General features: G+C 74.4%; 17 protein-coding genes and 1 pseudogene. 10 read left to right on the top strand and 8 right to left on the bottom strand.

Features of this window, described 5'->3' with window-relative positions; translation table 11 throughout:
- Together ACFY2L_RS37170 and ACFY2L_RS37175 are read right to left on the bottom strand one after the other, a co-directional pair.
- A complete protein-coding gene (locus ACFY2L_RS37170; protein ID WP_390662073.1) occupies positions 1-1269 on the bottom strand; it encodes a cytochrome P450 in 1269 nt (422 codons plus the stop codon).
- The gene (locus ACFY2L_RS37175; RefSeq protein WP_390824558.1) at positions 1266-2042 is read right to left on the bottom strand and encodes an alpha/beta fold hydrolase; all 777 of its coding nucleotides are present in this window, start codon (positions 2040-2042) and stop codon (positions 1266-1268) included. The genes ACFY2L_RS37170 and ACFY2L_RS37175 overlap by 4 nt, the downstream gene beginning before the upstream one ends.
- 162 nt (positions 2043-2204) lie before the next feature.
- Here ACFY2L_RS37175 and cyc2 point away from each other — a divergent pair, with 162 nt between their 5' ends.
- The gene (gene cyc2 / locus ACFY2L_RS37180) at positions 2205-4382 is read left to right on the top strand and encodes a germacradienol/geosmin synthase Cyc2 (RefSeq protein ID WP_390662074.1); all 2178 of its coding nucleotides are present in this window, start codon (positions 2205-2207) and stop codon (positions 4380-4382) included.
- Here cyc2 and ACFY2L_RS37185 read toward each other — a convergent pair.
- Positions 4370-5104 carry a hypothetical protein gene (locus tag ACFY2L_RS37185; RefSeq protein ID WP_390824544.1) on the bottom strand — a complete coding sequence of 245 codons (735 nt, stop codon included), beginning with the start codon at positions 5102-5104 and terminating at the stop codon, positions 4370-4372. The genes cyc2 and ACFY2L_RS37185 overlap by 13 nt on opposite strands.
- 87 nt (positions 5105-5191) lie before the next feature.
- Here ACFY2L_RS37185 and ACFY2L_RS37190 point away from each other — a divergent pair, with 87 nt between their 5' ends.
- From ACFY2L_RS37190 to ACFY2L_RS37205, 4 genes are all read left to right on the top strand, one after another.
- Positions 5192-6058, top strand: a complete 867-nt coding sequence (locus ACFY2L_RS37190) for a LysR family transcriptional regulator (protein ID WP_390662076.1) — start codon at positions 5192-5194, stop codon at positions 6056-6058.
- A gap of 320 nt (positions 6059-6378) precedes the next feature.
- Positions 6379-7008, top strand: a complete 630-nt coding sequence (locus ACFY2L_RS37195) for a LysE family translocator (RefSeq protein WP_390662077.1) — start codon at positions 6379-6381, stop codon at positions 7006-7008.
- Between the two features lie 152 nt (positions 7009-7160).
- Positions 7161-8288, top strand: a complete 1128-nt coding sequence (locus ACFY2L_RS37200; RefSeq protein WP_390662078.1) for a M24 family metallopeptidase — start codon at positions 7161-7163, stop codon at positions 8286-8288.
- A 63-nt stretch (positions 8289-8351) separates the two neighbouring features.
- On the top strand, positions 8352-9284 hold the full coding sequence (locus ACFY2L_RS37205; protein WP_390824545.1) for an aminoglycoside phosphotransferase family protein: 933 nt from the start codon (positions 8352-8354) through the stop codon (positions 9282-9284).
- On the opposite strand, the pseudogene ACFY2L_RS37210 reads toward ACFY2L_RS37205, so the two are convergent.
- Together ACFY2L_RS37210 and treZ are read right to left on the bottom strand one after the other, a co-directional pair.
- Positions 9281-9832 (bottom strand): annotated as a pseudogene (locus tag ACFY2L_RS37210) (IS5 family transposase); the annotation flags it as partial. The gene ACFY2L_RS37205 and the pseudogene ACFY2L_RS37210 sit on opposite strands and share 4 nt — an antisense overlap.
- Positions 9833-10353: 521 nt before the next feature.
- Positions 10354-12099: a malto-oligosyltrehalose trehalohydrolase gene (gene treZ / locus ACFY2L_RS37215; protein WP_390662082.1), complete on the bottom strand. Its 1746-nt coding sequence runs from the start codon at positions 12097-12099 to the stop codon at positions 10354-10356.
- A gap of 174 nt (positions 12100-12273) precedes the next feature.
- On the opposite strand from treZ, the gene ACFY2L_RS37220 reads away from it, so the two are divergent.
- From ACFY2L_RS37220 to ACFY2L_RS37235, 4 genes are all read left to right on the top strand, one after another.
- The gene (locus tag ACFY2L_RS37220; RefSeq protein ID WP_390662083.1) at positions 12274-12828 is read left to right on the top strand and encodes an FHA domain-containing protein; all 555 of its coding nucleotides are present in this window, start codon (positions 12274-12276) and stop codon (positions 12826-12828) included.
- A gap of 152 nt (positions 12829-12980) precedes the next feature.
- The gene (locus tag ACFY2L_RS37225; protein ID WP_390824546.1) at positions 12981-14300 is read left to right on the top strand and encodes a M14 family zinc carboxypeptidase; all 1320 of its coding nucleotides are present in this window, start codon (positions 12981-12983) and stop codon (positions 14298-14300) included.
- Entirely contained in the window at positions 14297-14752 is a 456-nt protein-coding gene (locus ACFY2L_RS37230) for an SSI family serine proteinase inhibitor (RefSeq protein WP_390824547.1), read from the top strand. The genes ACFY2L_RS37225 and ACFY2L_RS37230 overlap by 4 nt, the downstream gene beginning before the upstream one ends.
- Positions 14753-15005: 253 nt before the next feature.
- Positions 15006-15443: a DUF4241 domain-containing protein gene (locus ACFY2L_RS37235; RefSeq protein ID WP_390824548.1), complete on the top strand. Its 438-nt coding sequence runs from the start codon at positions 15006-15008 to the stop codon at positions 15441-15443.
- A gap of 104 nt (positions 15444-15547) precedes the next feature.
- Here the strand turns inward: ACFY2L_RS37235 and ACFY2L_RS37240 are convergent, their stop codons facing one another.
- The 3 genes from ACFY2L_RS37240 to glgX all read right to left on the bottom strand — a co-directional run bounded on the left by ACFY2L_RS37240 (position 15548) and on the right by glgX (position 21858).
- Positions 15548-16798: a M14 family zinc carboxypeptidase gene (locus ACFY2L_RS37240; protein WP_390662087.1), complete on the bottom strand. Its 1251-nt coding sequence runs from the start codon at positions 16796-16798 to the stop codon at positions 15548-15550.
- 309 nt (positions 16799-17107) lie between these two features.
- The gene (treY, locus tag ACFY2L_RS37245) at positions 17108-19453 is read right to left on the bottom strand and encodes a malto-oligosyltrehalose synthase (RefSeq protein ID WP_390824549.1); all 2346 of its coding nucleotides are present in this window, start codon (positions 19451-19453) and stop codon (positions 17108-17110) included.
- Between the two features lie 284 nt (positions 19454-19737).
- On the bottom strand, positions 19738-21858 hold the full coding sequence (glgX, locus tag ACFY2L_RS37250) for a glycogen debranching protein GlgX (RefSeq protein ID WP_390662090.1): 2121 nt from the start codon (positions 21856-21858) through the stop codon (positions 19738-19740).
- Between the two features lie 191 nt (positions 21859-22049).
- Here glgX and ACFY2L_RS37255 point away from each other — a divergent pair, with 191 nt between their 5' ends.
- Positions 22050-22862, top strand: coding sequence for a Tat pathway signal sequence domain protein (locus ACFY2L_RS37255; RefSeq protein WP_390824550.1), 813 nt, complete (start codon positions 22050-22052; stop codon positions 22860-22862).
- Positions 22863-22880 lie beyond the last annotated feature (18 nt).

The raw sequence follows: 22880 nt of genomic DNA on the forward strand, positions 1-22880 counted from the left end.
TCACGTCACGTGCATCGGAAGCGACTTGATGCCGTTGATGAAGTTCGACACCAGCCGCCGGGGCGGCCCGGCCGGCCGCAGCACGGGCAGGGTCCGCACCACCTCCGCGTAGAGCAGCGTCAGCTGGAGCCGCGCGAAATGGGCGCCGAGGCAGACGTGTGGACCGTCGCCGAAGGACACGTGCGGATTCGGCGCCCGGGACAGATCCAGCCGGTCCGGGTCGGCGAAGACGCGTTCGTCCCGGTTGGCGGCGGCGTGGAACACGACCACCTTCTCGCCCGCGCGGATCCGCCGTCCCGCCAGCTCGGTGTCCCGGGCGGCGGTACGGCGGAAGGTGAGGACGGGTGGATGCCAGCGCAGCAACTCCTCCACCGCGCGGCCCGGTTCGACCGCGCCGCAGCGCAGTCGCTCGTACTCCTCCGGGTGTCCGGCCAGCGCCAGCAGTCCGCCGGGAGCGGCGCTGCGGACCGTGTCGTTGCCCGCGACCGTGAGCAGGAAGAAGAACATCTCCAGTTCGCCGTCGGCGAGTTCGGCGTCCTGGGCGAGGGTCGTCAGCACGTCGTCGGCCGGGTGGCGTCTCTTGTGCTCGGCCAGCCGGCGCGCGTACGCGAACATGTCCCGCAGCGCCGCGGGCGACCGCGGGTTCACCGGCCGGCCGCTGGTGTCCCGTCGGCCGGGACCGGCCTCGTCCGGATCCTGGTAGCCGATGACCCGGCGCGTCCAGTGCAGCAGCAGGCCGCGGTCGTCCTCCGGGACCCCCAGCAGGTCGGTGAGGTTCAGCAGCGCGTACTCGTCGGTGACGGCGGTCACGAGATCGGCCGTCCCGTCCGCCGCCCGGGCCTGGGCCAGGGCCCGGGCGCACAGGGTCCGGGCCCGCTCCGCGGCCACCTCGGTGAACCGGCCGACCCGGCCCGGGGTGAAGGCCCGGCTCACCAGCCGCCGCAGCCGCCCGTGCGCCGGGGGGTCCTGATTGAGCATCATGCGCCGGATGAACGGCAGGTCGCCCGGGTCGGGGTCCCGGATCTGCGTCGCGCCGAGGCACGACGAGTACGTCTCCGAGTCCTTCAGCACCCGTACGACGTCCGCGTGCCGGGTCACCGCCCAGAACCCCGGCCCGGCGGGCCACCCCAGCACCTCCGGCTCCGGCTGCCACGCCACCGGGTGGTGGTCGCGCAGGACGCGGTAGGCGCCGTACGGCACACCCGCGGCGTACTGCCGGGGGTCGAACACCTCGGGCACCGCCACGGGCGCCGGCCGGCCGGCCGTCATACGGGGGTGTCCGCCCGCAGGAAGTCCTCCCACACCCGGACCAGCTCCAGCGGTGTCTCGTCCATGGCGTAGTGCCCGGCGGCCGCGAGCTCGTACAGCTCGGCGCGCGGGTACCAGCGCAGCCACGTCTCACGCATCAGCGCCGCGGACAGGGCGGGGTCCAGGGCGCCGGTCACCGCCAGCGCGGGAACGGCCGAGCCCTCGGTCCGGTCGTGGAAGTCCTCCAGGGCCCAGGAGTCCAGCCAGGCCCGGAACGCCTTCGGGTCGCTGACCTCCAGAGAACGGGCGACCATCCGGTCCAGCCAGGCGGCCGGGCGCCGGCCGCCCGTCGTCACGTCGAGGATGGCGCGCCGGTTCCCCGCCTTGTGCGCCGCGTCCGCGAACAGCTCCCACTGTTCGGGCGGCAGCGCCAGCCCGGACGCCGGCACGGGGGAGACGCCGACCAGCCGCCGCAGCCGGTGCGGGGCCTGCGCGAGCAGCCGCTGGGCGACCGCTCCGCCCATCGAGTGCCCCACGACCGAGAACCGCTCCCAGCCGAGCCGGTCGGCCAGCGCCACGAGGTCGGCCGCGGCCTCGGCGGTCGAGTACGTGCCGCCGAGGTCCCGCGCCCCGCCGTAGCCGCGCAGATCCACCAGCGCGTACTGGAAGGCCGTCCGGTCGAGGTCGGGCACGACGGGCGCGTACGCGGACCGGTCGGCGAACCAGCCGTGCACCGCGAACACCTTGTGGGCGCCGTCGCCGTGCAGCTCATGAGGAAGCTCGAAGGTCTCCAGGGAGGGCATGGGACCACGGTGGACCGGCGTCCGGGCTCCGGCAAGAGCGCGTGGGCGCGCGCCGCTCCCGTGCCCCGCACGCCCTTCCGCCCGGTTCACGCGATGGTGTGATCATGTGCCGCCGTCCGGATGTCCGTCCGGGCCCCCGGGTAGGGCCCGGCCATGACGCAGCCGTTCGAACTCCCGCACTTCTACCTGCCGCATCCCGCGCGGCTGAACCCGCACGTCGAGGAGGCACGCGCCCACTCGACCCGGTGGGCGCGCGACATGGGCATGCTGGAGGGGTCCGGGATCTGGGAGCAGGCCGACCTGGAGGCGCACGACTACGGCCTGCTCTGCGCCTACACCCACCCCGACTGCGACGGCCCCGCCCTGTCGCTGATCACCGACTGGTACGTGTGGGTGTTCTTCTTCGACGACCACTTCCTCGACATGTTCAAGCGCACCCCGGACCGCGCCGCCGGCAAGGCGCATCTGGACCGGCTCCCGCTGTTCATGCCGCTGGACCCCTCGACACCGGTGCCCGACCCCCTCAACCCGGTCGAGGCGGGCCTGAAGGACCTGTGGGCGCGGACCGTGCCGGCCATGTCGGCGGACTGGCGCCGCCGCTTCGCCGTCGCGACCGAGCATCTGCTGAACGAGTCGATGTGGGAGCTGTCCAACATCGACGAGGGGCGCATCGCCAACCCCGTCGAGTACATCGAGATGCGCCGCAAGGTGGGCGGCGCCCCCTGGTCGGCGGGCCTCGTGGAGTACGCCACCGCCGAGGTCCCGGCGGCCGTCGCGGGAACGCGGCCGCTGCGCGTGCTGATGGAGACCTTCTCCGACGCCGTGCACCTGCGCAACGACCTGTTCTCCTACCAGCGCGAGGTCGAGGACGAGGGGGAGAACAGCAACGGCGTGCTGGTCCTGGAGACCTTCTTCGGCTGCACCACCCAGGAGGCCGCCGACACCGTCAACGACATCCTCACCTCGCGCCTCCACCAGTTCGAGCACACCGCCTTCACCGAATTCCCCGCGCTCGCCCTGGAGAAGGGCCTGCGGCCGGACGAGGTCGCCGCCGTGGCCGCGTACGCCAAGGGACTGCAGGACTGGCAGTCCGGCGGCCACGAGTGGCACCTGCGCTCCAGCCGCTACATGAACGAGGGCGCGGCCTCCGGCGCCCCCTGGCAGCGGCTCACCGGCCCGGGTACCGCCGCCGCCGACGTCGTCGCGCTGCTCGCCTCGGCCGCCGCGGAGCGACTCCGGGCGTACGCGCACGTGCCGTTCCAGAAGGTCGGCCCGTCACTGCTGCCCGACTTCCACATGCCCTACCAGGTCGTGCTCAGCCCGCACCTGGCGGCGTGCCGTCCGCGGCTGACCGCCTGGATGCACCGCATGGGCATGCTGGAGGAAGGAGTCTGGGACGAGGACAAACTCGCCGCCTACGACCTCCCCCTGTGCTCGGCCGGCCTCGACCCGGACGCCACGCCCGACGCCCTCGACCTCAGCGCCCAGTGGCTCGCCTGGGGCACCTACGGCGACGACTACTACCCGCTGGTCTTCGGCGGCCGCCGCGACCTGGCCGCCGCCCGCCTCACCACGGCCCGCCTGTCGGCCTGCATGCCCGTCGACGGCGAGCCGGCGCCCGTCGTCCCCGTCAACGGCATGGAACGCGGCCTGATCGACCTGTGGGACCGCACCACCGCCGGCATGACCCCGGGCCAGCGGCGCACCCTGCGCGACGCGGTCGACACGATGACCGAGAGCTGGGTGTGGGAGCTGTCCAACCAGCTCCAGAACCGCGTCCCCGACCCGGTCGACTACCTGGAGATGCGCCGCGCCACCTTCGGCTCCGACCTCACCCTGAGCCTGTGCCGCATGGGCCAGGGCCCCGCCGTCCCGCCCGAGGTCTACCGCAGCGGCGTCGTCCGCGCCCTGGAGAACGCGGCGGTGGACTACGCCTGCCTGACCAACGACGTCTTCTCGTACCAGAAGGAGATCGAGTACGAGGGCGAGATGCACAACGCGATCCTCGTCGTGCAGAACTTCTTCGGCTGCGACTACCCGACCGCGCTGGGCATCGTCCACGACCTGATGACCCAGCGGATGCGGCAGTTCGAGCACGTCGTCGCGCACGAACTGCCCGTCCTGTACGACGACTTCGGACTGTCGGCCGAGGCCCGCGAGGCCATGGGGAACTATGTGACCGACCTGCAGAACTGGCTGGCGGGCATTCTGCACTGGCACCGCGAGGTCGACCGCTACAAGGCCGCCTACCTGGGCCGCCGCGCCCACGGCTTCCTGCCGGACCGGCCGCCCGCGCCACCCGTACCCCATCTGTCGGGTCACACGGGCTGAGGCTGCCTCCCGGCGGCGTGCCCGACCGCGGCTCGCGCCAGGCCCCGGATCACTGGGTGCGGGCGCGAGCCGTCGCCGAACAGCTCCGGCTGGAAGAGGGAGGCCAGGAAGAACGGGTGGCCGGGGAGTTCGGCGATCCGGGGCCGGCCGTCCTCGTCGTGGCCGGAGAAGCGCAGGCCGTGGGTGCGCAGGGTGTCGAGGTGGCGGGACGGCCCGTAGTGGCAGGAGTAGCGCTCGACCGTGCGCTCCGCGCCGAGCAGGCCGTGGGCGAGCGAACCCGGCTCCAGAAGGACGGTGTCCTCGTGTCCGGCGAGGGAACAGGCCAGGGGTTCGATGAGGAAGTCGTCGGCGTCGGGGTCGTTCTCGGCGTGCGCCACGTGCGGGAGCCCGCAGACGTTCCGGGCGAACTCCAGGAGCGCGTGCTGGAACCCCCCGCAGGTGCCGAGGAACGGGATGCCCTCCTCGCGCGCGGTACGGATGGCGGACAGCACACCCGCCTCGCTGCGGTAGGGGCTGCCCGGCACCACCCACACCGCGTCGAAGCCGCGCACCGCGTCCGCGTCCTCGGCGTCCTCGGAGGGGATCCAGTAGGCGTCCAGGACCAGCCGGTCCCGGGTGGCGAGGGCGTCCAGCAGGAGGGGGACGCGGCTGTGCGAGACGACGTTGGGGGAGCGGTCGCCGACCAGGGCGACCGTGGCGATCTGAGCTGCGCTGTCGGTCATGTCCCTCATCCTGCGGGCCCCCGCGAGTTCACGTCCAACGATGATTCCTGCACTCTCCATCAGCATCACTGATGAGACCCTGGGCGCATGGACCCGCACCTCCTGCGCACCTATGTCACCGTCGCCCGCCTCGCCTCCTTCTCCGAGGCCGCGCGGGAACTCGGCTACACCCAGTCGGCGGTCTCCCAGCACATCGCCGCCCTCGAACAGGACCTGGGCGCACCGCTGCTCACCCGGCGTCCCGTCGCTCCCACGGCGGCGGGCGAACGGCTCCTGGAACACGCGGGCCCGCTGCTGCTGCGCCTGGAGGCGGCCCGCGCCGACGTCGTACGGATCGCGGCCGCGCCCGCGCACGGGCTGAGCCTGGCCACCTCGCCGACGGCTCTCGGCCCGGCCGTGCTCGCCGCGCTCCCGCCCGCCGGGGTGACCCTGCGTGTCCTCGCCCGCGACGACGTCCCCGCCGCCGTCGCCACCGGCACCGCCGACCTCGGTCTGGTGGACGGCCTGGCAGCGCCCAGCGACCCGCTCCGACTGCCCGACGTGGCGCCCCTGACGACGTACGGCGTGGCGGAGGAACCGGTGTGCGTCCTGCTGCCCGCGACCCACCCGCAGGCCCGCCGCGCCGGTCTGCGCCTCGGCGACCTCGCCGACGCGCGCTGGCTCGACGCCCCCGACACGGCCCTGCCGCTGCCGCAGCTGCGCGCCGCGAACGGCGGCCACGGCTTCCGGGCCGCCCTGCGCTACGACGGCACCGACGTCCGGCTCCTGACGGCGCTGGCCGCCGCCGGCCACGGACTGGCGCTGCTGCCCCGCTCGGCGGCCGCGGGCGTCCCGGGCACGGTCGCCGTCCCGGTCACCGAGCCCCGGGTCGTCCACCGGACCGAACTCGTCCACGCCGGGACACCGACGGGCGCGGCGTGGGCACTGGCGCAGGCGCTGTCCACGCGCGCGTGAGCGGCGCCCGTGCTCTCCCGCCCGGTCCTGTACCGGACGCGCACGCCACCCCTGATCGCGCCGGTCCGCCGCGGGCGGGCGCATCGCCGCCGGCCGCACGGTGATGGCGACCACCACGGCGAGGGCGACGAGCCGGCCGGTCCCGCCCGGCGCCAGCCGGCGACGACCAGGCCGACGCGGTCGTCCCCGGCGTGGGACCTGACCCCGGCCGACCCGGCGCGGGGGTGGCCCGACCGCCCGGGGGACACCGGCGGGCAGCCGTGGGTCCCCCCCCGCCAAACCACTGGCCACGGCGGGCGCCCCGAGTCCACCATGTGCCCATGCTGAGCACCCTCCCCGCCTTCCTCGGCGCCTGCACCCTCATCGCGGCCTCGCCCGGGCCCAGCACCGTGCTGATCATCAAGCAGTCACTGCGCAGCCGCCGCTCGGGCCTGCTGACCGTGCTCGGCAACGAGACCGGTGTCTTCGTCTGGGGCGTCGTGGCCGCGTTCGGCCTGACCGCCCTGCTCGCGGCCTCCGAGATGGCGTACGACGTGATGCGCGTCGTCGGCGCGGTCGTCCTGGTCTGGTTCGGCGTCCAGGCGCTCCGGCAGGCCCGCCGGATGAAGAAGGACGGCGGCGAGGACGCCGAGGGCTGGGAGACCGGCGAGAAGAGCGGCTGGGCCTCCTACCGCGCCGGGCTGCTGCTGAACCTCGCCAATCCCAAGGCCGCCGTCTTCGCCCTGTCCTTCCTGCCGCAGTTCGTCCCGGAGGGCGCCCCGCACCTGCCGGCCATGGTGGGCCTCGCCGCCCTGTGGGCCGTGTACGAGGTGGGCTACTACGGCCTCTACGTGTGGTTCGTCGGCCGGATGAAGGCCGTGCTGTCCCGCGCCGGGGTCCGCCGGCGGCTGGAGCAGGTCTCCGGGGGCGTGCTGCTGCTCCTGGGCGTCCGTATGGCCCTGGAGAGCTGACCCCGAACCGCCCCCGGGCCCGCCCCGCGCCGGAAACCGGGCCGACCGGCTCGCGCGGCCCCCGCTGTCCGGGCAGGATGCTGCCCGTGGTCCTCACGTCAGCCGCGACGTCGGCCACCATGTCAGTCACCACGACTCATCGGGAGACCCGGATGACCGGCACCGCCCCCGCGCCCTTCACCACCGACGACTACCGGGCCCGTATGGAACGGGCCGCGCGCGAGGCCGCCGACGCCGGACTCGCCGGGCTCCTCGTGGCGCCGGGACCCGACCTCGTCTGGCTCACCGGCTACGCGCCCCCCGCCGACACCGAACGGCTCACCCTGCTCGTCCTGGCCCCCGGCGAGGATCCCGTCCTCGTCGTCCCGACACTGGAGGCCCCCGACGCGGCGAAGGCGGCCGGCGCCCCGGCGCTCACCTTGCGGGACTGGACCGACGGCGGGGACCCCTACGCCCTCACCGCCGGCCTGCTCGACCCGCGCGGGCGGTTCGGCATCAGCGACAACGCCTGGGCGATGCACCTGCTGCACCTGCAGAGAACGCTGCCCGCGACGTCCTACGCCTCCCTCACCGAGGCCCTGCCGATGCTGCGGGCCGTCAAGGACGCGGCGGAACTGGAGCTGATGGCGGCCGCGGGAGCCGCCGCCGACCGGACGTTCGAGGAGATCCGCACGCTGCGCTTCAGCGGCCGCCGGGAGTCCGAGGTCGGCGCCGACCTCGCCGGGCTGCTGCGGCGCTTCGGGCACTCCCAGGTCGACTTCACCATCGTCGCCTCCGGGCCCAACGGCGCCAACCCGCACCACGAGGTGGGCGACCGCGTCATCGAACACGGCGACATGGTCGTCCTCGACTTCGGCGGCCTCAAGGACGGCTACGGCTCCGACACCTCCCGCACCGTCCACGTCGGCGAACCCACCGAGGAGGAACGCCGGGTCCACGACCTCGTCCGCGAGGCCCAGGAGGCGGGCTTCCGCGCCGTACGGCCCGGCGTCGCGTGCCAGGAGGTCGACCGGGCCGCCCGCGCGGTGATCGCCGACGCCGGCTACGGCGAGTACTTCATCCACCGCACCGGCCACGGCATCGGCGTCACCACCCACGAGCCGCCGTACATGATCGAGGGCGAGGAACAGCCCCTCGTGCCCGGCATGTGCTTCTCCGTGGAACCCGGCGTGTACCTGCCCGGCCGGTTCGGGGTACGCATCGAGGACATCGTCACCGTCACCGAGGACGGCGGACGCCGCCTCAACGACACCACCCGCGAGCTGGTCATAGTGGACTGAACGCATCCCCAGGAGACCCCTCCCCAGGAGTCTGGCACCCATCCGAACGGCAACGGCGCGATCATGACCCAGGCACCGACACCCACCGCGGACACCGTCCGCCGACTGGTCCGCGCGCTCCTCAAGGAGGGCGACCTGGGCGGCTCGGGGCCCGAGGTGCGCCCCGTCGCCGAGGAGGGCGCGCACTCCACCTGGTGGGTCGGCACCCGCCATGTGCTGCGGCTCGCCCCCGACCGCGAGGCGACCGTGCGCCGGCGCCGCGAACTGCGGCTGCGCGACCTCGTCCGCCCGCACGTCCCCGTCGCCGTGCCCACCAGCGTGGCGCACGGCGAATGGTCGCCCGGCCTGATCTGCACCCTGGACACCAAGCTGCCCGGGGGCACGGCCGAGGAGCACGACGTGTCCGCCGTCGGCGAGGCCGACCTCGCAGGACTGCTCGGCGGACTGCGCGAGGTGCCGTCCCGGCAGGCCGAGGCGCTCGGCGTGCCGCGGACCGCCCCGCGCTCGCTGGAGGCGCTGCGCCGTATGGCCGTCACCGCCGCCGCGGCCCTCGCCCGCGCCGACGAGTTCGACCCGCTGCGCCTGAACCAGCTCACCCCGCCCGGCGCGGCCCAGCTGGCCGCCCAGCCCGCCACCGCCGTGCTCGTCCATCACCGGCTGCGCGGCGAGCACCTCGTGGTCAGCGCCGACGGCCGGGTGCGGGGCGTCCTCGACTGGACGGACGCGGTGATCGGCGACCCCGCCGAGGACATCGCCGGCCTCGCCCTCGCCGTGGGCTCCGGCGCCGCCGTCCGCGCCGCCACCCTCGCCGGCTACGGCGCCCGCCCCTGCCTGCGCGGCCTCTGGCTGGCCCGCTGCGACACCGTCATCCGCCTCGCCGACCGCCTCAACGGCCACGGCACGGACCCCCTCCCCCTCCTGCGCACCCAGCTCCACCGCGCCTGGGAGGCCATCCTGCTGGAGCGGGTGACAGAGTTCCGGGACGGCGACGACTAGGCCGTTTCTGATGGCTCTTGGACGGTGTCGCGGAGCCAGATGACGATCGCGGTGACGGTGAGGGTGCCGTCGAAGACGTAGTCGCGCTTGTCGTACCGGGTGGCCACCGCCCGGAACTGCTTCCACTTGTTCACGCACCGCTCGACCGCGTTGCGACGGCGGTACTGGGCCTTGTCGAAGGCCGGGGGCCGACCGCCGGCTCGTCCCCGGCGCTTGCGGTGGGCCCGCTGGTCATCGGGCTGAGCGATGGTGGCCTTGATCCCGCGCCGTTGCAGGTAGGCGCGGTTGTCCCGGCTGGAGTACGCCTTGTCGCCCCGCACCCGGTCCGGCCGGCTGCGCGGGCGGCCCGCGCCGCGGCGCCGGATGCGTAAGCCGTCCAGCACTGGAGCGAACATCGGGCTGTCACCCCGCTGACCGGGCGAGGTCAGCCAGTGCAGCGGGCGGGCCCGGTCGTCGGAGAGCAGATGGACCTTGCTGGTCAGCCCGCCCCGTGAGCGCCCCAACGCCTCGCGCCCATCTGCCTCCTCACGCGTAGCACCTTCCCGACGGTCACGGTGCAGGGAGCCAGGGGGGCGCCCGGGGGGGGCCTCACCGACGGGCGGGGCGGGCCGGGCGCCGGGCCCCGGGTTCTTGGCGCGGGTCGCCGGCCGGGTACGAGCCGGTGTAGCAGGGGCGTCCGGGGTTCTCCTCGGCGTCCAGGGGGCCGGGGCCCGGGTCCTCGGCGTGGGCCTTCGGGCAGGTACCAGCCGGGGAAGCAGGGGGAGCCCGGGGGGCCGCTTCCCAGGGGTGGGCCGGCCCCCGGGTCCTTGGCGTGGGCCGCCGGACAGGTACCGGCCCGGGGCGGGTACGGCCTCCTCTCGCGGCGGCTGCCGGGGGCCGCGTCGTCCCCCGTGCGGGCGGAACGCCGGGCCGTCTCGTCCGTCGTGCGGCCGGAGCGCGGGAGCCGTGTCGCCCCCCGTGCGGACGGAGCGCGGGGGCCGCGTCGTCCCCCGTGCGGCCGGAACGCGGGGGCCGTGTCGCGTCCCCCGTGCGGGCGGAGCGCGGGTCGCCCCGGACGGGATCGTGCGGTTCACTCCTGTTCCAGGACCACGCACGACTCCGGGGGCATGTGCAGCAGACCGTCCGGGCCCGGTACCTCCACCGGCTCCCACGCGGCGAGCACCCGGGCCGGGCGGGGGCCGAGCGGGATCGCCGCCGGCTCCTTCGCGAGGTTCACGGCCACCCGGACGTCTCCGCGCCGGAAGGCGAGCCAGCGGGCCCGGGCGTCGTGGGCGACCTTGATGTCGGCGAGGTCGGGGTCGGTGAGGTCCGGCTGGGCGTGCCGCAGCGCGATCAGCTCGCGGTACCAGGCCAGCACGCGCGCGTGGGGCTCACGCCGCGGCTCGGACCAGTCCAGGCAGGAGCGGTCCCGCGTCCTGGGGTCCTGCGGGTCCGGCACGTCCGCCTCGGCCCAGCCGTGCGCCGCGAACTCCCGCCGCCTGCCCCGCCGTACGGCCTCGGCGAGTTCGGGGTCGGTGTGGTCGGTGAAGTACTGCCACGGCGTGCCCGCCGCCCACTCCTCGCCCATGAACAGCATCGGCGTGAACGGCGCGGTCAGCGTGAGCGCCGCCGCGCAGGCGAGGAGCCCGGGGGAGAGGGCCGCCGCGAGGCGGTCGCCCTGGGCGCGGTTGCCGATCTGGTCGTGGGTCTGGGAGTAGCCGAGGAGCCGGTGCGCGGGGACGCGGGCGCGGTCCAGCGGGCGCCCGTGGTGCCGCTCGCGGAAGCCGGAGTACGTGCCGTCGTGGAAGAAGCCGCCGGTGAGGGTCTTGACGAGCGCGGCGAACGGGTCGCGCGCGAAGTCGCCGTAGTAGCCCTGGGACTCACCGGTGAGCGCGGTGTGCAGGGCGTGGTGGAAGTCGTCGTTCCACTGGGCGTGCAGCCCGAGGCCGCCCTCGCGGCGGGGGGTGATCAGCCGCGGGTCGTTCAGGTCGGACTCGGCGATCAGGAACAGCGGTCGGCCCGTCTCGGCGGCGAGGGCGTCCACGGCCGCCGACAGCTCCTCCAGGAAGTGGTACGCGCGCGTGTCGGCGAGCGCGTGCACCGCGTCCAGCCGCAGCCCGTCGATCCGGTAGTCCCGCAGCCACGCCAGCGCACTGCCCAGCAGAAACGCCCGCACCTCGTCCGAGCCCGGGGCGTCCAGGTTGACGGCCGCGCCCCACGGCGTGTGATGGCGTTCGGTGAAGTACGGGCCGAACCCGGGCAGGTAGTTGCCGGACGGGCCCAGGTGGTTGTGGACGACGTCCAGGACCACCCCGAGCCCCAGCTCGTGCGCCCGGTCGACGAACCGCTTCAGCGCCTCGGGACCGCCGTACGGCTCGTGCACGGCCCACAGCGAGACCCCGTCGTACCCCCAGCCGTGCCGGCCGGGGAACGGGCACAGCGGCATCAACTCCACGTGGGTGACGCCCAGTCCGGCGAGATGGCCGAGACGTTCGGCGGCCGCGTCCAGGGTGCCCTCGGGGGTGTACGTGCCCACATGCAGCTCGTACAGGACCGCGCCCGGCAGCGGACGCCCGGCCCATGACGCGCGCCACGCGTACCGGCCGTGGTCGACGACCGCGCTCAGCCCGTCCGGGCCGTCCGGCTGGCGGCGCGAACGCGGGTCGGGGCGGATGGGGCCGTCGTCCACCGAGAAGCCGTACCGCGTGCCGTCCGCGGCCTCCGCCTCTCCGGTCCACCATCCCGCGCGCTCCGGATCGCGCCGCAGCGCGTGCGTGACGTCGTCGCACCGCAGCGCCACCCGTTCGGCCTGCGGTGCCCACACCTCGAACTGCACGGACGGTTCCCCTTACGTCTGCTCACCGTGATGTAGCCGGGTCCATCGTGCTGTAAACGAGATCCGTCCGCCGAGGGAACACCCCCGTCGCGGCGGGTGTCGTCGGCCACGCGCGCGGACCGGCGTTTCTCCGTTTCCTGGACACCCGGGGTTCACTGACCGACAATCACCTCCGTGACGTCGTCTTTCGAGTTCAACACCTACCACCCCGCGCGGCTGTCCGACGCGGAGCGCGACAGGGCGCTGAAGGTGCTCCGTGACGGCGTCGCCATGGGCCGCCTGTCGCACGACACCTTCATCCGGCGCATGGAACTCGCCCTCGCCGCCCGCCGCTCCGACGAACTGGCCGCCCTCACCGCCGACCTGCCCAAGGAGAACCGCTTCGCGCGCGTGGTCTTCGGCACCGTCGAGGCCGTCTCCGGGTTCACCGTCCGGCTGCGCCGGGCCTGGCAGGCCGAGCGGCTGCCCAAGCTGCTGCTGCCGCACCCCGGCACCGAGCACGCGCTGCGCATCGGCCGCGACCCGGTGAGCGGGCTGCGACTGACCCACGAGAGCGTCTCGCGCGTGCACGCCGAACTCAGCCGCCAGGGCGGCATGTGGGTGCTGCGCGACCTCGGTTCGACCAACGGGACCACCGTCAACGGCCGCCGGGTCATCGGCGCGGCCGTCGTGCGCGAAGGCGACCAGGTCGCCTTCGGGAGGGTGGCGTTCCGCCTCTCGGCGAACTGAACCGGCCCGCCGGCACGGCCAAGTCCCGGCGTGGACGGCGGTGTTGACGTACACCCGCACCATGACTCACTGTGCGTACACCCGACACGCCCGGTGAACCGACGGCGCCGCCCTGGAGGTGTGCCCTGCCGCCGCTCCTCCGCTATCCGACCGTGGACGAACTCACGGCCCGCGCCGCCGCGCTCGCCGCCCGCCGTCCCCGGGACGCCGCGCTGCGCCGTGTCGGCGTCTCCCGCGAGGGCACACCCCTGTGGCTGCTCACCGTCGGCCGGGGCAGCCGCCAGGTCCTCGTCGTCGCCGGACCGCACGCCAACGAGCCCGTCGGCGGCGCCACCGTCCTCAGGCTGGCCGAACGCGCCCTCGCCGACCCCCGGCTCACCGAGGGCGCCGACGCCACCTGGAACCTGCTGCTCTGCCTCGACCCCGACGGGCTGCGCCGCAACGAGGGCTGGCTGACCGGCCCCTACAGCCTCGGCCGCTACTTCCGGCACTTCTTCCGGCCCGGCTTCCTGGAACAGCCCGAGTGGCTGCCCGACGGGGCGCCCGGCGCCGCGCTCCCGGAGACGCGGGCGCTGCTCCGTCTCCAGGACGAACTGAAACCTTTCTTCCAGTGCTCGCTGCACGGCGTCGACATCGGCGGCGGCTTCGTGGAACTCACCCGTGACCTGCCCGGCCTCGACCGGCGCATCGCCCACGCCGCCGCCCGTCTCGGCATCCCCCGCGAACTCGGGCCCTACGACACCCTGTACTGGCCCGGTCTGGGACCCGCCGTCTACCGCATCCCGCCGCCGCACCCCGGCGACCTGGCCGCCGCCATCACCGAAGCCGCCGTCGAGTCGACCTGGCACCACCCGCACCGGTACGGCACCGTCACCGCGGTCGTCGAGGCGCCCATGTGGGGCGTGGCCGCCGTCGAGGACGGCTCGCCCCCCGCCGACCGGGACGCCGTGCTGCGCGCCGTCAGCGGCGACCTGCGCCACGACGTCCAGGTGCTGGAACGCATCCTCAGCCGGGCACGGCCCCACCTCGGCGGCACCGCCGAGACGGCCCGTCTGCTCGCGCCCGTCGACGACCACCTCCTGGTCTGCCCCGGACTCGCCGACGCCTGGGACCCCGACACCACCGACCCGCGCCGCCCCCTCCCGACGCTCAGCACCGCCCATCTGACCGCCCTGCGCATCGCCGGCCGCCGCATCGCCGCCCGGACCGCGGGCCTGCTGCACCAGCTCGTCGCCGGCGCGGGCCGCGACCCGGCCGGCGTGCTGCCGGAGCTGGACGGGCTCATCGACCGCTGGTGCGCCGCCTACCAGGACGACTGCCAGGCCCGCTGGATCCCCGTCGCCCGCCAGGTCGAATACCAGGCGCGGGTCGTGCTCGCCGCGTTCGAACTGGCCGGACGGCACCGGGATCCCACGCGTTCGGGTGAGCCGGACTGGGGGACGCAGGCCGCCGTGCCGATGCACCGGGAATGAAGCACTTCCACGCGTTCCCCGCCGCACCGCTCCGGCGTGCCCTGCCGGCCGCCGCCGCCCTTCTCCTCGCCGCCGGTGCCGCCCCGGCCCGGGCGGCCTCCCAGGACCCGCTCCCCGGCAACTGGCTCCAGCTCACGGTCACCCGGGACACCTCCCCCTCCCGCGACACCCGCGCCACCCTGCTGCGGTGCGCCCCGCCCCAGGGCCACCGCCGCGCCGCCGAGGCCTGCGCGCAGCTCGCCGCGGTGAACGGGGACCTCCGCGCCCTCCCTGCGGCCGGGGACACCGTCTGCGCCCTCGTCTACGCCCCGGTGACGGCCCAGGCGAGCGGGCAGTGGAACGGGCGCCCCGTCGCGTACACCGAGACCTTCGGCAACGCCTGCGAGATGACCGCCCGCACGGGCGCGGTCTTCGCGATGGACACCCCGGACACGGTGGCACCCGGGGCCTGATCCCGGCGGGGCGACGCTGCTCACGCACGCGTGCGTGGCGGGAGGGGAAGGACCGGCGCGGGCCGCCGAGTGGCGCCTCGCGGCTGCGCGGCTGCGCGACTGCGTCACATCGTCTGGTCTGAAGTCTGGTCACCGCTGCCCGACTGGACGATTCCAAGCCCCTCACCCCGCCGGACTTCACCGCACTGTTTGCGGATCAGCACCACTGCACCCTCTGGGAGGTCGACCGGCCACCGTCTCTCTGAGCAAACCCGTGGACCTGGCACTGCCCACGGGGCAGCTGGTCGTCCGTGATCCCTTCACGGGCCTCGGTCCGTTCGCGCCCCGCCCCTTCACCGCAGAGGTGCGCCCCGGCCGGTATCCCGTCACCTTGGCGGTGGTGTCCTTCGACAACGACGGCACGCCGGCCCACGTGGCGGGCGCTGCCCGCCTGTCCGCCACTGACGCGCCCGTCACCAGGTGGGAGCTCGCGCTCGTGGCCGGCCGGGACGCCGCGGAGCTCGGTGACCGTGAATTCTTCGGCCACGAGACGGATCACGGGGACGTGTGCTTCGTCGACGCCTCCGCAGGAGATCGTGGCGTTCACCACGGGCCGCGGCCACGGGTTCTACCTGACGTGGGTCGGCCGTACCGACAGCGGCGACGTCGCCTCCTTCATCACCGACTTCCTCGTGATCGAGGAGCCCGGTGACCTCGGCAGCGGCCCGGCTCAGATCCCGGCCGCGGCCTGGCTGGATGACCGGATCTGGCCCGCCTGCCTGCGGCCGCCCGCTCGCCCTGGGGGCCACAGGGCTCCTAGGCCGACCGCTTGCGGGCGTGGAGTGCTGCCGCCAGGACCGTGCGGCTCTGGTGTTCGACCTGGTGCTCCAGCGGCACCCAGCGGGCGCGGAAGCGCACGGCGAAGGCGTCGCTCCAGTCCTCCACGAGCTGTTCGAGACGCGGGGCCGCGTGGTCGTCGCTCTCCTGCAGGACCCGCCACAGCATCGCCGCCGCCCGCAGCGGCAGCCGCCGGGCGAAGGCGTCCACGCTGCCGACGTACGCCATCGTCGTACCGGCCGGTGGCGTATGGGTCCAGTCGGCCGCCAGCCCCGGCACCAGCTCCAGCGCCCATCTGGCCGCCCGCAGCAGGGGCCCGTCGGCGCCCTCCAGCCGCGGCAGCGCCTCGGCGAGCACCGCCTCCACCTCCCGCGAGTCCCGCAGCAGCCGCTCCGCGAGGCGCCGGATCGCCGCGGCCGGGGCGGGATGCGGGGCGGGGTCGTCCACCAGGTCGCTCGCCCACATCGGCACCTCCACCACCGCGGTCAGACCGCCGTAGCGATGGACGTGGTACCAGGTGCTGTGCCGTGCGTCGTCCGGCATGCTCGGGTACGCCGCGGCCGCGCCGGCGTCCGGCATCACGTGCACCCCCGGGCCGGACGCCGGCCAGCCCGCCGCGTCCGAGGCGCCCGTCTCCACCGGGATGTGCAGCCGCGCCGCGGACTTGGCGAACGGCTCGGCGAGCCCCGGGATGTCCCTGGTCAGCTGCACCCAGCTGCCGCCCAGGTCGGTGCCGTGCAGGGTCACCTGCAGATAGGGCCGCAGCTCGTCGATGATCCGGGTCAGCGCGCGCGTCTCGGGCGGCAGCCGGTCGGACGGCAGCACGGCGGGCGACCACTCCGGCTGCTCCGGGCCCGCGGGCCGGAAGAACCCCAGGTGGTACTCCAGCAGACTGCGCGGCGCCGGCGTGATGTGCAGACTCGCCCCGTCCGGGTCCGCGCACAGCAGGAAGTGCCAGGAGACGCCGGTGCGCAACCCCCTTTCGTGCAGCACCCGTTCGGCCAGCGCCAGCAGGGTCGGGCCGCCCGTCGGCTCGTTGGCGTGGGCGCCGGCGACGACCAGGACGGCCCGCCGCGCGCGCCCCACCGACAGCAGGTGCAGGGGACGGCCCGCACGCGAGAGCCCCACCTGCCGCAGGGCGCACAGACCGGAGTGCCGCGCGGCCAGGGCACGGGCGGAGAAGGTCAGTTCGGGAACCGTGGGGTAGCGCAGCACCGGCAGGAGACTCACCCCCGTCTTGTCCGACCGGCTTCGCTCTCCGCAGTACCCCACGGACTCTGTGAACTGTCAAGGATGCCCCGGAGCCGCGAGGGGCACCCGTCAGCGCACTCGCACGGCCACGCCGAAGCCGCCGGCCGCCGACCGCCGAACACTCCACGGTCACGCCGGCCCGCCGACCCGCCGGCCGCCGCGCGCCCCCGACCGCGCGACCACCCCCGGCCCGAACCGGCACCCGCCGGCACACTCCGCACCGGCGCAGGCCGGCGCGCGTCCTCCCGGTCCCCCTTCCGGCCCCAGGCCCCCCCCGGGCACCCCTCCTCAGCCCGCCGCCCGCTCCAGCAGCGCCACCGGCAGCGGTGCGAACAGCTCGGCCACGCGCGCGTGCCCCGAGAACTCCCGCTCCGGAGCGAGCGCGTCGCGCCACCGCCCCGGTGGCAACGGCAGCCGGGTGTCCCGCCAGCCGCCCGCCTCCGCCAGCCGCAGCGACAGCCGCGTCACCGCCGTGACCGCCTCGCCCGAGCGCGCGAACGCCAGGCAGTGCTCCGCCGCCGGCCCCTCGGCGGCCAACGGCTCGTACGTCGCCGCGCTCCCGAAGACGCCCGGCCGGTGCCGGCGCAGCCGCAGGGCCGCCTCGGTCACCGCGGCCTTCTCACCGGGGTCCCCGGGCGGGAACCGCACGGGACGCCGGTTGTCGGGGTCCACCAGGGCGCGGTACTCGGCCTCCGTGCCCTGGTAGACGTCCGGGACCCCCGGCATCGTCAGGTGCACCAGCGCCGTACCGAGCACGTTGGCCCGGATGTGCGGCTCCAGCGCCTCGCGCAGTGCCGTCACCCGCTCGCCGGGCGCCCCGCACGGCCCCGCCGCGAGGAACGCGGCCACCGCCTCCTCGTACGGCGGCTCCTGCTCGGTCCAGCTCGTGTACAGGCCCGCCTCGCGCACGTGCTTGAGCAGCGCCTCCCGTACCCGCTCCGGGGCCGCGGGGCCGAGCCCGAACACCGTCTGCCAGGCCGCCCACGCCAGCTGCCCGTCCGGCACCTCCTCCTCCGCGCGCGTGACCTGCTCCAGAACCCGGTCCCAGCGGGCCGGGCACTCGGTGAGCACCGCCAGCGCGGCCCGCACGTCGGCGCTGCGCTTGGTGTCGTGCGTCGACACGACCGTCCCGGTGGCCGGCCAGTCGCGCTGCACGCGCGCGCAGTACGCGTGGAACTCCTCCGGGGACACCCCGGGGCGGCCCGGCTCGCCGCCCACCTCGTTCGCCGCGAGCATCGGGACGTACCGGTAGAACGCCGTGTCCTCCACCGACTTGGCGCGCAGCGCGGACGCCGTCTGCGCGAACCGGGCCCGGAACTCCTCGCGCAGGGGCCCCTCGCCGCCGAGCACCAGCGCGCGCACCGCGTCGACCGCGCCCGCCTCCTCCGGCACCATGAACGCGCTTCTCGCCTCCTCGGCCGCCTCCTCGGTGACCACGCGGGCCGGATCGCCCGAGGCGTACGGCCGGTAGACCTCCAGCCGGACGAGCAGCTCCACCAGCGCCGTGCGCAGCGCCCACGGCGCCCGGTCGCGCAGCGCGGGGTCCGGGGCGCTCGCGCACAGCCGGGAGGCGAGCCGGGTCAGCCGGTCCAGTTCGGCCGCCAGCTCGTGCGAGAGCACCCCGTACGCCGCCCTCCGCGCGGTGGCCGCCCAGTCGCCGCCGCGGTCCGTCTGCGGGGCCGCGAAGCGCCGGTAGAGGGCGAGCAGCTCCCGGGCCCCCGCGGGGTCCGTGAAGAGGCCGTCTACGCGGCGCAGGGCGTCGTAGCCGGTGGTGCCGGCCACGGGCCAGGAGTCCGGCAGCCGCTCGTCGTCGGCGAGGATCTTCTCGACGACCGTCCAGCGGCCCCCCGTGGCCTCGTGCAGCCGCTCCAGGTAGGCGTCGGGGTCGGCGAGGCCGTCCGGGTGGTCGACCCGCAGGCCGTCGACGACGCCCTCGTGCAGCAGCTGGAGGATCTTGCCGTGGGTGGCCTCGAAGACCTCCGGGTCCTCCACCCGCACCCCGATCAGCTCCGAGATGCTGAAGAACCGCCGGTAGTTCAGCTCGGTGCGGGCCAGCCGCCACCACACGGGGCGGTACCACTGGGCGTCGAGCAGTTGCGGCAGCGGCAGGTCCTCGGTGCCCTCGCGCAGCGGCAGGACGTGGTCGTAGTAGCGCAGCACACCGCCGTCCACCCGCAGGTGCTCCAGCTCCGTGCCGACGGGGTGGCCGAGCACCGGGACGAGCACCTGGCCGCCGCGCGCCTCCCAGTCGATGTCGAACCAGCGCGCGTAGGGCGACTTCGGGCCCTCCCGCAGCACCTCCCACAGGGCACGGTTGTGGCGCGGGGCCATCGCCATGTGGTTCGGCACGATGTCCACGACCAGGCCGAGCCCGTGCTCCCGCGCGGCGCGCGCCAGCGCCCGCAGCCCCTCCTCACCGCCCAGCTCCTCGCGCACCCGCGCGTGGTCCACGACGTCGTAGCCGTGCGGGGAGCCGGGCACGGCCTCGAGGACCGGCGACAGATGCAGATGCGAGACGCCGAGCGAGGCCAGGTACGGCACGGCCGCCGCCGCGGCCGCGAACGGGAAGGCGGGCTGCAGCTGCAGCCGGTAGGTGGCCGTGGGCGGGGCGGGGGCGGGGCGCGCAGGGGTCATGGAAACCTACGTACCCGCCCGGCACCCGTTCGTGCGCCCTGACACACCCACGGCCGCCCCCGCACCCCGAAGGGGCGCGGCGCCCCACCGGCACGCGGCCGCGCGGCGTCCGCGCGACCGGCCACGACGGACCTGCCGTGACCCTCCGGCCGCGACGGACCGGCCACGACTGAACGGCCGTGACTCTCCGGCCGCGACCGTCTCGCCGTGACGGACCGTGGTCACCGGACCGCGGGTCGCCGAACCACGGATCACCGGACCACGGCGCCACCCGCGGCCCCGGTCTACCCGGCCGGTCGCTGCAGCACCGTCATGCTCCGGTCGACCAGTGTCAGCCGGTCGCCCGCCTGCACCTTGCGGGCCGGCCCCTGTGCGAGCGCCTCCGGCTCGGCGGTGTCCACGACCACCCGCCACTGCCGCCCGTGGTCGACCGGCACCACGAACTCCAGGGACTTCGGGGAGGCGTTGAACAACAGCAGGAAGGAGTCGTCGGTGATCCGCTCCCCGCGCGGTCCCGGCTCCGAGATCGCGTTGCCGTTGAGGAACACCGACAGCGCCGACGCCTGCGCCCCCTCCCAGTCCCGCTGGGTCATCTCCTTGCCCTCCGGCGTGAACCAGGCGATGTCCGACAGCTCGTCGTGGGTGCCCTCCACGGGCCGCCCGTGGAAGAAGCGGCGCCGCCGGAACACCGGGTGCTCCCGGCGCAGCCGGGTCAGCGCGCGCGTGAAGTCCAGCAGCTCGCCGCCGGGCCCTTCGGCGTCCGGCCACGCCACCCACGCCAGCTCGCTGTCCTGGCAGTAGGCGTTGTTGTTGCCCTGCTGGGTGCGCCCGAACTCGTCCCCGTGGCTGATCATCGGCACGCCCTGGGAGAGCAGCAGCGTGGCGATGAAGTTGCGCATCTGCCGGCCCCGCAGCCGCAGCACCTGCGGGTCGTCGCTCTCGCCCTCGGTCCCGCAGTTCCACGACCGGTTGTGGCTCTCGCCGTCCCGGTTGTCCTCCCCGTTGGCCTGGTTGTGCTTGTCGTTGTACGAGACGAGGTCGTGCAGGGTGAAGCCGTCGTGGCAGGTCACGAAGTTGATGGAGGCCAGCGGGCGGCGCCCGTCGTCCTGGTAGAGGTCGGACGAGCCGGTCAGCCGGGAGGCGAACTCCGCGAGCGTGCGCTGCTCGCCCCGCCACAGGTCGCGCACGGTGTCCCGGTACTTGCCGTTCCACTCCGTCCACAGCGGCGGGAAGTTGCCCACCTGGTAGCCGCCCTCGCCCACGTCCCACGGCTCGGCGATCAGCTTCACCTGGGAGACGACCGGGTCCTGCTGCACCAGGTCGAAGAACGACGACAGCCGGTCCACCTCGTGGAACTGCCGGGCCAGGGTCGCCGCGAGGTCGAAGCGGAACCCGTCCACGTGCATCTCGGTGACCCAGTACCGCAACGAGTCCATGATCATCTGCAGCACGTGCGGGGACCGCATCAGCAGCGAGTTCCCGGTGCCCGTGGTGTCCATGTAGTAGCGGGGGTCGTCGGCCAGCCGGTAGTACCGCTGGTTGTCGATGCCCCGGAAGGACAGCGTCGGCCCCAGGTGGTTGCCCTCGGCGGTGTGGTTGTAGACCACGTCGAGAATCACCTCGATCCCCGCCTCGTGCAGCGCGCGCACCGCCGACTTGAACTCCAGCACCTGCTGGCCGCGGTCGCCCCAGGAGGCGTACGCGTTGTGCGGGGCGAAGAAGCCGATCGTGTTGTAGCCCCAGTAGTTGTTCAGGCCCATGTCGACCAGCCGGTGGTCGTTGACGAACTGGTGCACCGGCATCAGCTCCAGCGCCGTCACACCGAGCCCGGTCAGGTGTTCGATGATCGCCGGGTGTGCGAGGGCCGCGTAGGTGCCGCGCAGCTCCTCCGGCAGCCCCGGATGGCGCATCGTCAGACCCTTCACATGGGCCTCGTAGATCACCGTGCGGTGGTACTCCGTGCGCGGCGGGCGGTCGTCGCCCCAGTCGAAGTACGGGTTGACCACCACCGACGTCATCGTGTGCGGCGCCGAGTCGAGGTCGTTGCGCTTGTCGGGGGAGCCGAACGGGTAGCCGTACACCTCCTCGCCCCAGCGGACCGAGCCGCTGACCGCCTTCGCGTACGGGTCGAGCAGCAGCTTCGCCGAGTTGCAGCGCAGCCCGCGCGCGGGTTCGTACGGCCCGTGCATCCGGAAGCCGTACCGCTGCCCGGGCATCACGCCCGGCAGGTACGCGTGCCGGACGAACGCGTCGCTCTCCCGCAGTTCCACCGCCGTCTCCGAGCCGTCGTCGTGCAGCAGACACAGCTCTACTCGGTCCGCGGCCTCCGTGAAGACCGCGAAGTTCGTGCCGGCGCCGTCGTACGTGGCACCGAGGGGATACGCCTCTCCAGGCCAGACCTGCATGAAATGACTCTTTCAGGTGTGCCGCCGCGCCGGGGGCGCCTTGCCGTCGAGTCTCCCGGAAAGTGATGGAACCACCTGCGACTTACGCCCCTCTTACCTGTCGACCAGTGCATACGCCGGCATACGGCGCATGCCGAACCAGTGGGGCAGACGAACATACTCCCGGGCGACAGGGGGAGTAGGGGGCAATTGTGCGCACGACAGTGCGTCGCCACCTGGGCAAGGTGGTGGCGGGTACGGCCATCGCGGTGGCCGCGACAGCCGTGATGATCGGGATCACCCTGCCGGGCACGGCGGGGGCCGACGACACGGCAGGCGGGAAGTCCGGAGGGACGACGGGGCAGGCGGCGGCCGGGGACCAGGGCGGCGTGGTCCGGCCCGGTGTCGTCGAGCGGGCCCCGGACGAGGGGGAGAAGGGCAAGGGCAGCGACCCGCTCACCGACGACGAGATGAAGCGGGCGGAGCGTCTCGCGCTCAGCCGGCAGCAGCTCAGCGCGGGCGAGAACGTCGAGGGCGAGCGCGGACCGCAGCGCCTCGGCGTGGAGCTCGCCGCCCCGGAGGCGGACGAGCTGGACGACCCGGACGCGCCCCGGCGCGCCGAGGTGACGTTCTACGACTACAAGAACGACACCCTGGTCACCAGGACGGTCAACCTCGACACAGGCAAGGTCGAGAACACCGGCACCCAGCGCGGCGTCCAGCCGCCGCTGAGCCCCGAGGAGCAGACCGAGGCGGCCCGGCTGCTGATCGCCGACCCGCTCGGCGCGGGCCTGAAGGCCGACTACAAGGACGCCACCGGCAAGGAGCTCACCTCCCCGGACCAGCTGCTGCTCGCCAGCATGGTCTACCGGGCGGTGCCGGGCGCCCAGCCCGCGAGCCTCGACCCGTGCGGTGAGCACCGCTGTGTGCGTCTGCTGCCGAAGGTCAAGAACGGTCCCTGGATCGACGCCCGGTCCCTGGTGATCGACCTCAGCACCGGCAAGGTCGCCAAGCTCGACGGCTGAGTCGGCTCGCGCGTCCAC

It is taken from the genome of Streptomyces sp. NPDC001381 (assembly GCF_042895685.1).
GTDB lineage: Bacteria > Actinomycetota > Actinomycetes > Streptomycetales > Streptomycetaceae > Streptomyces.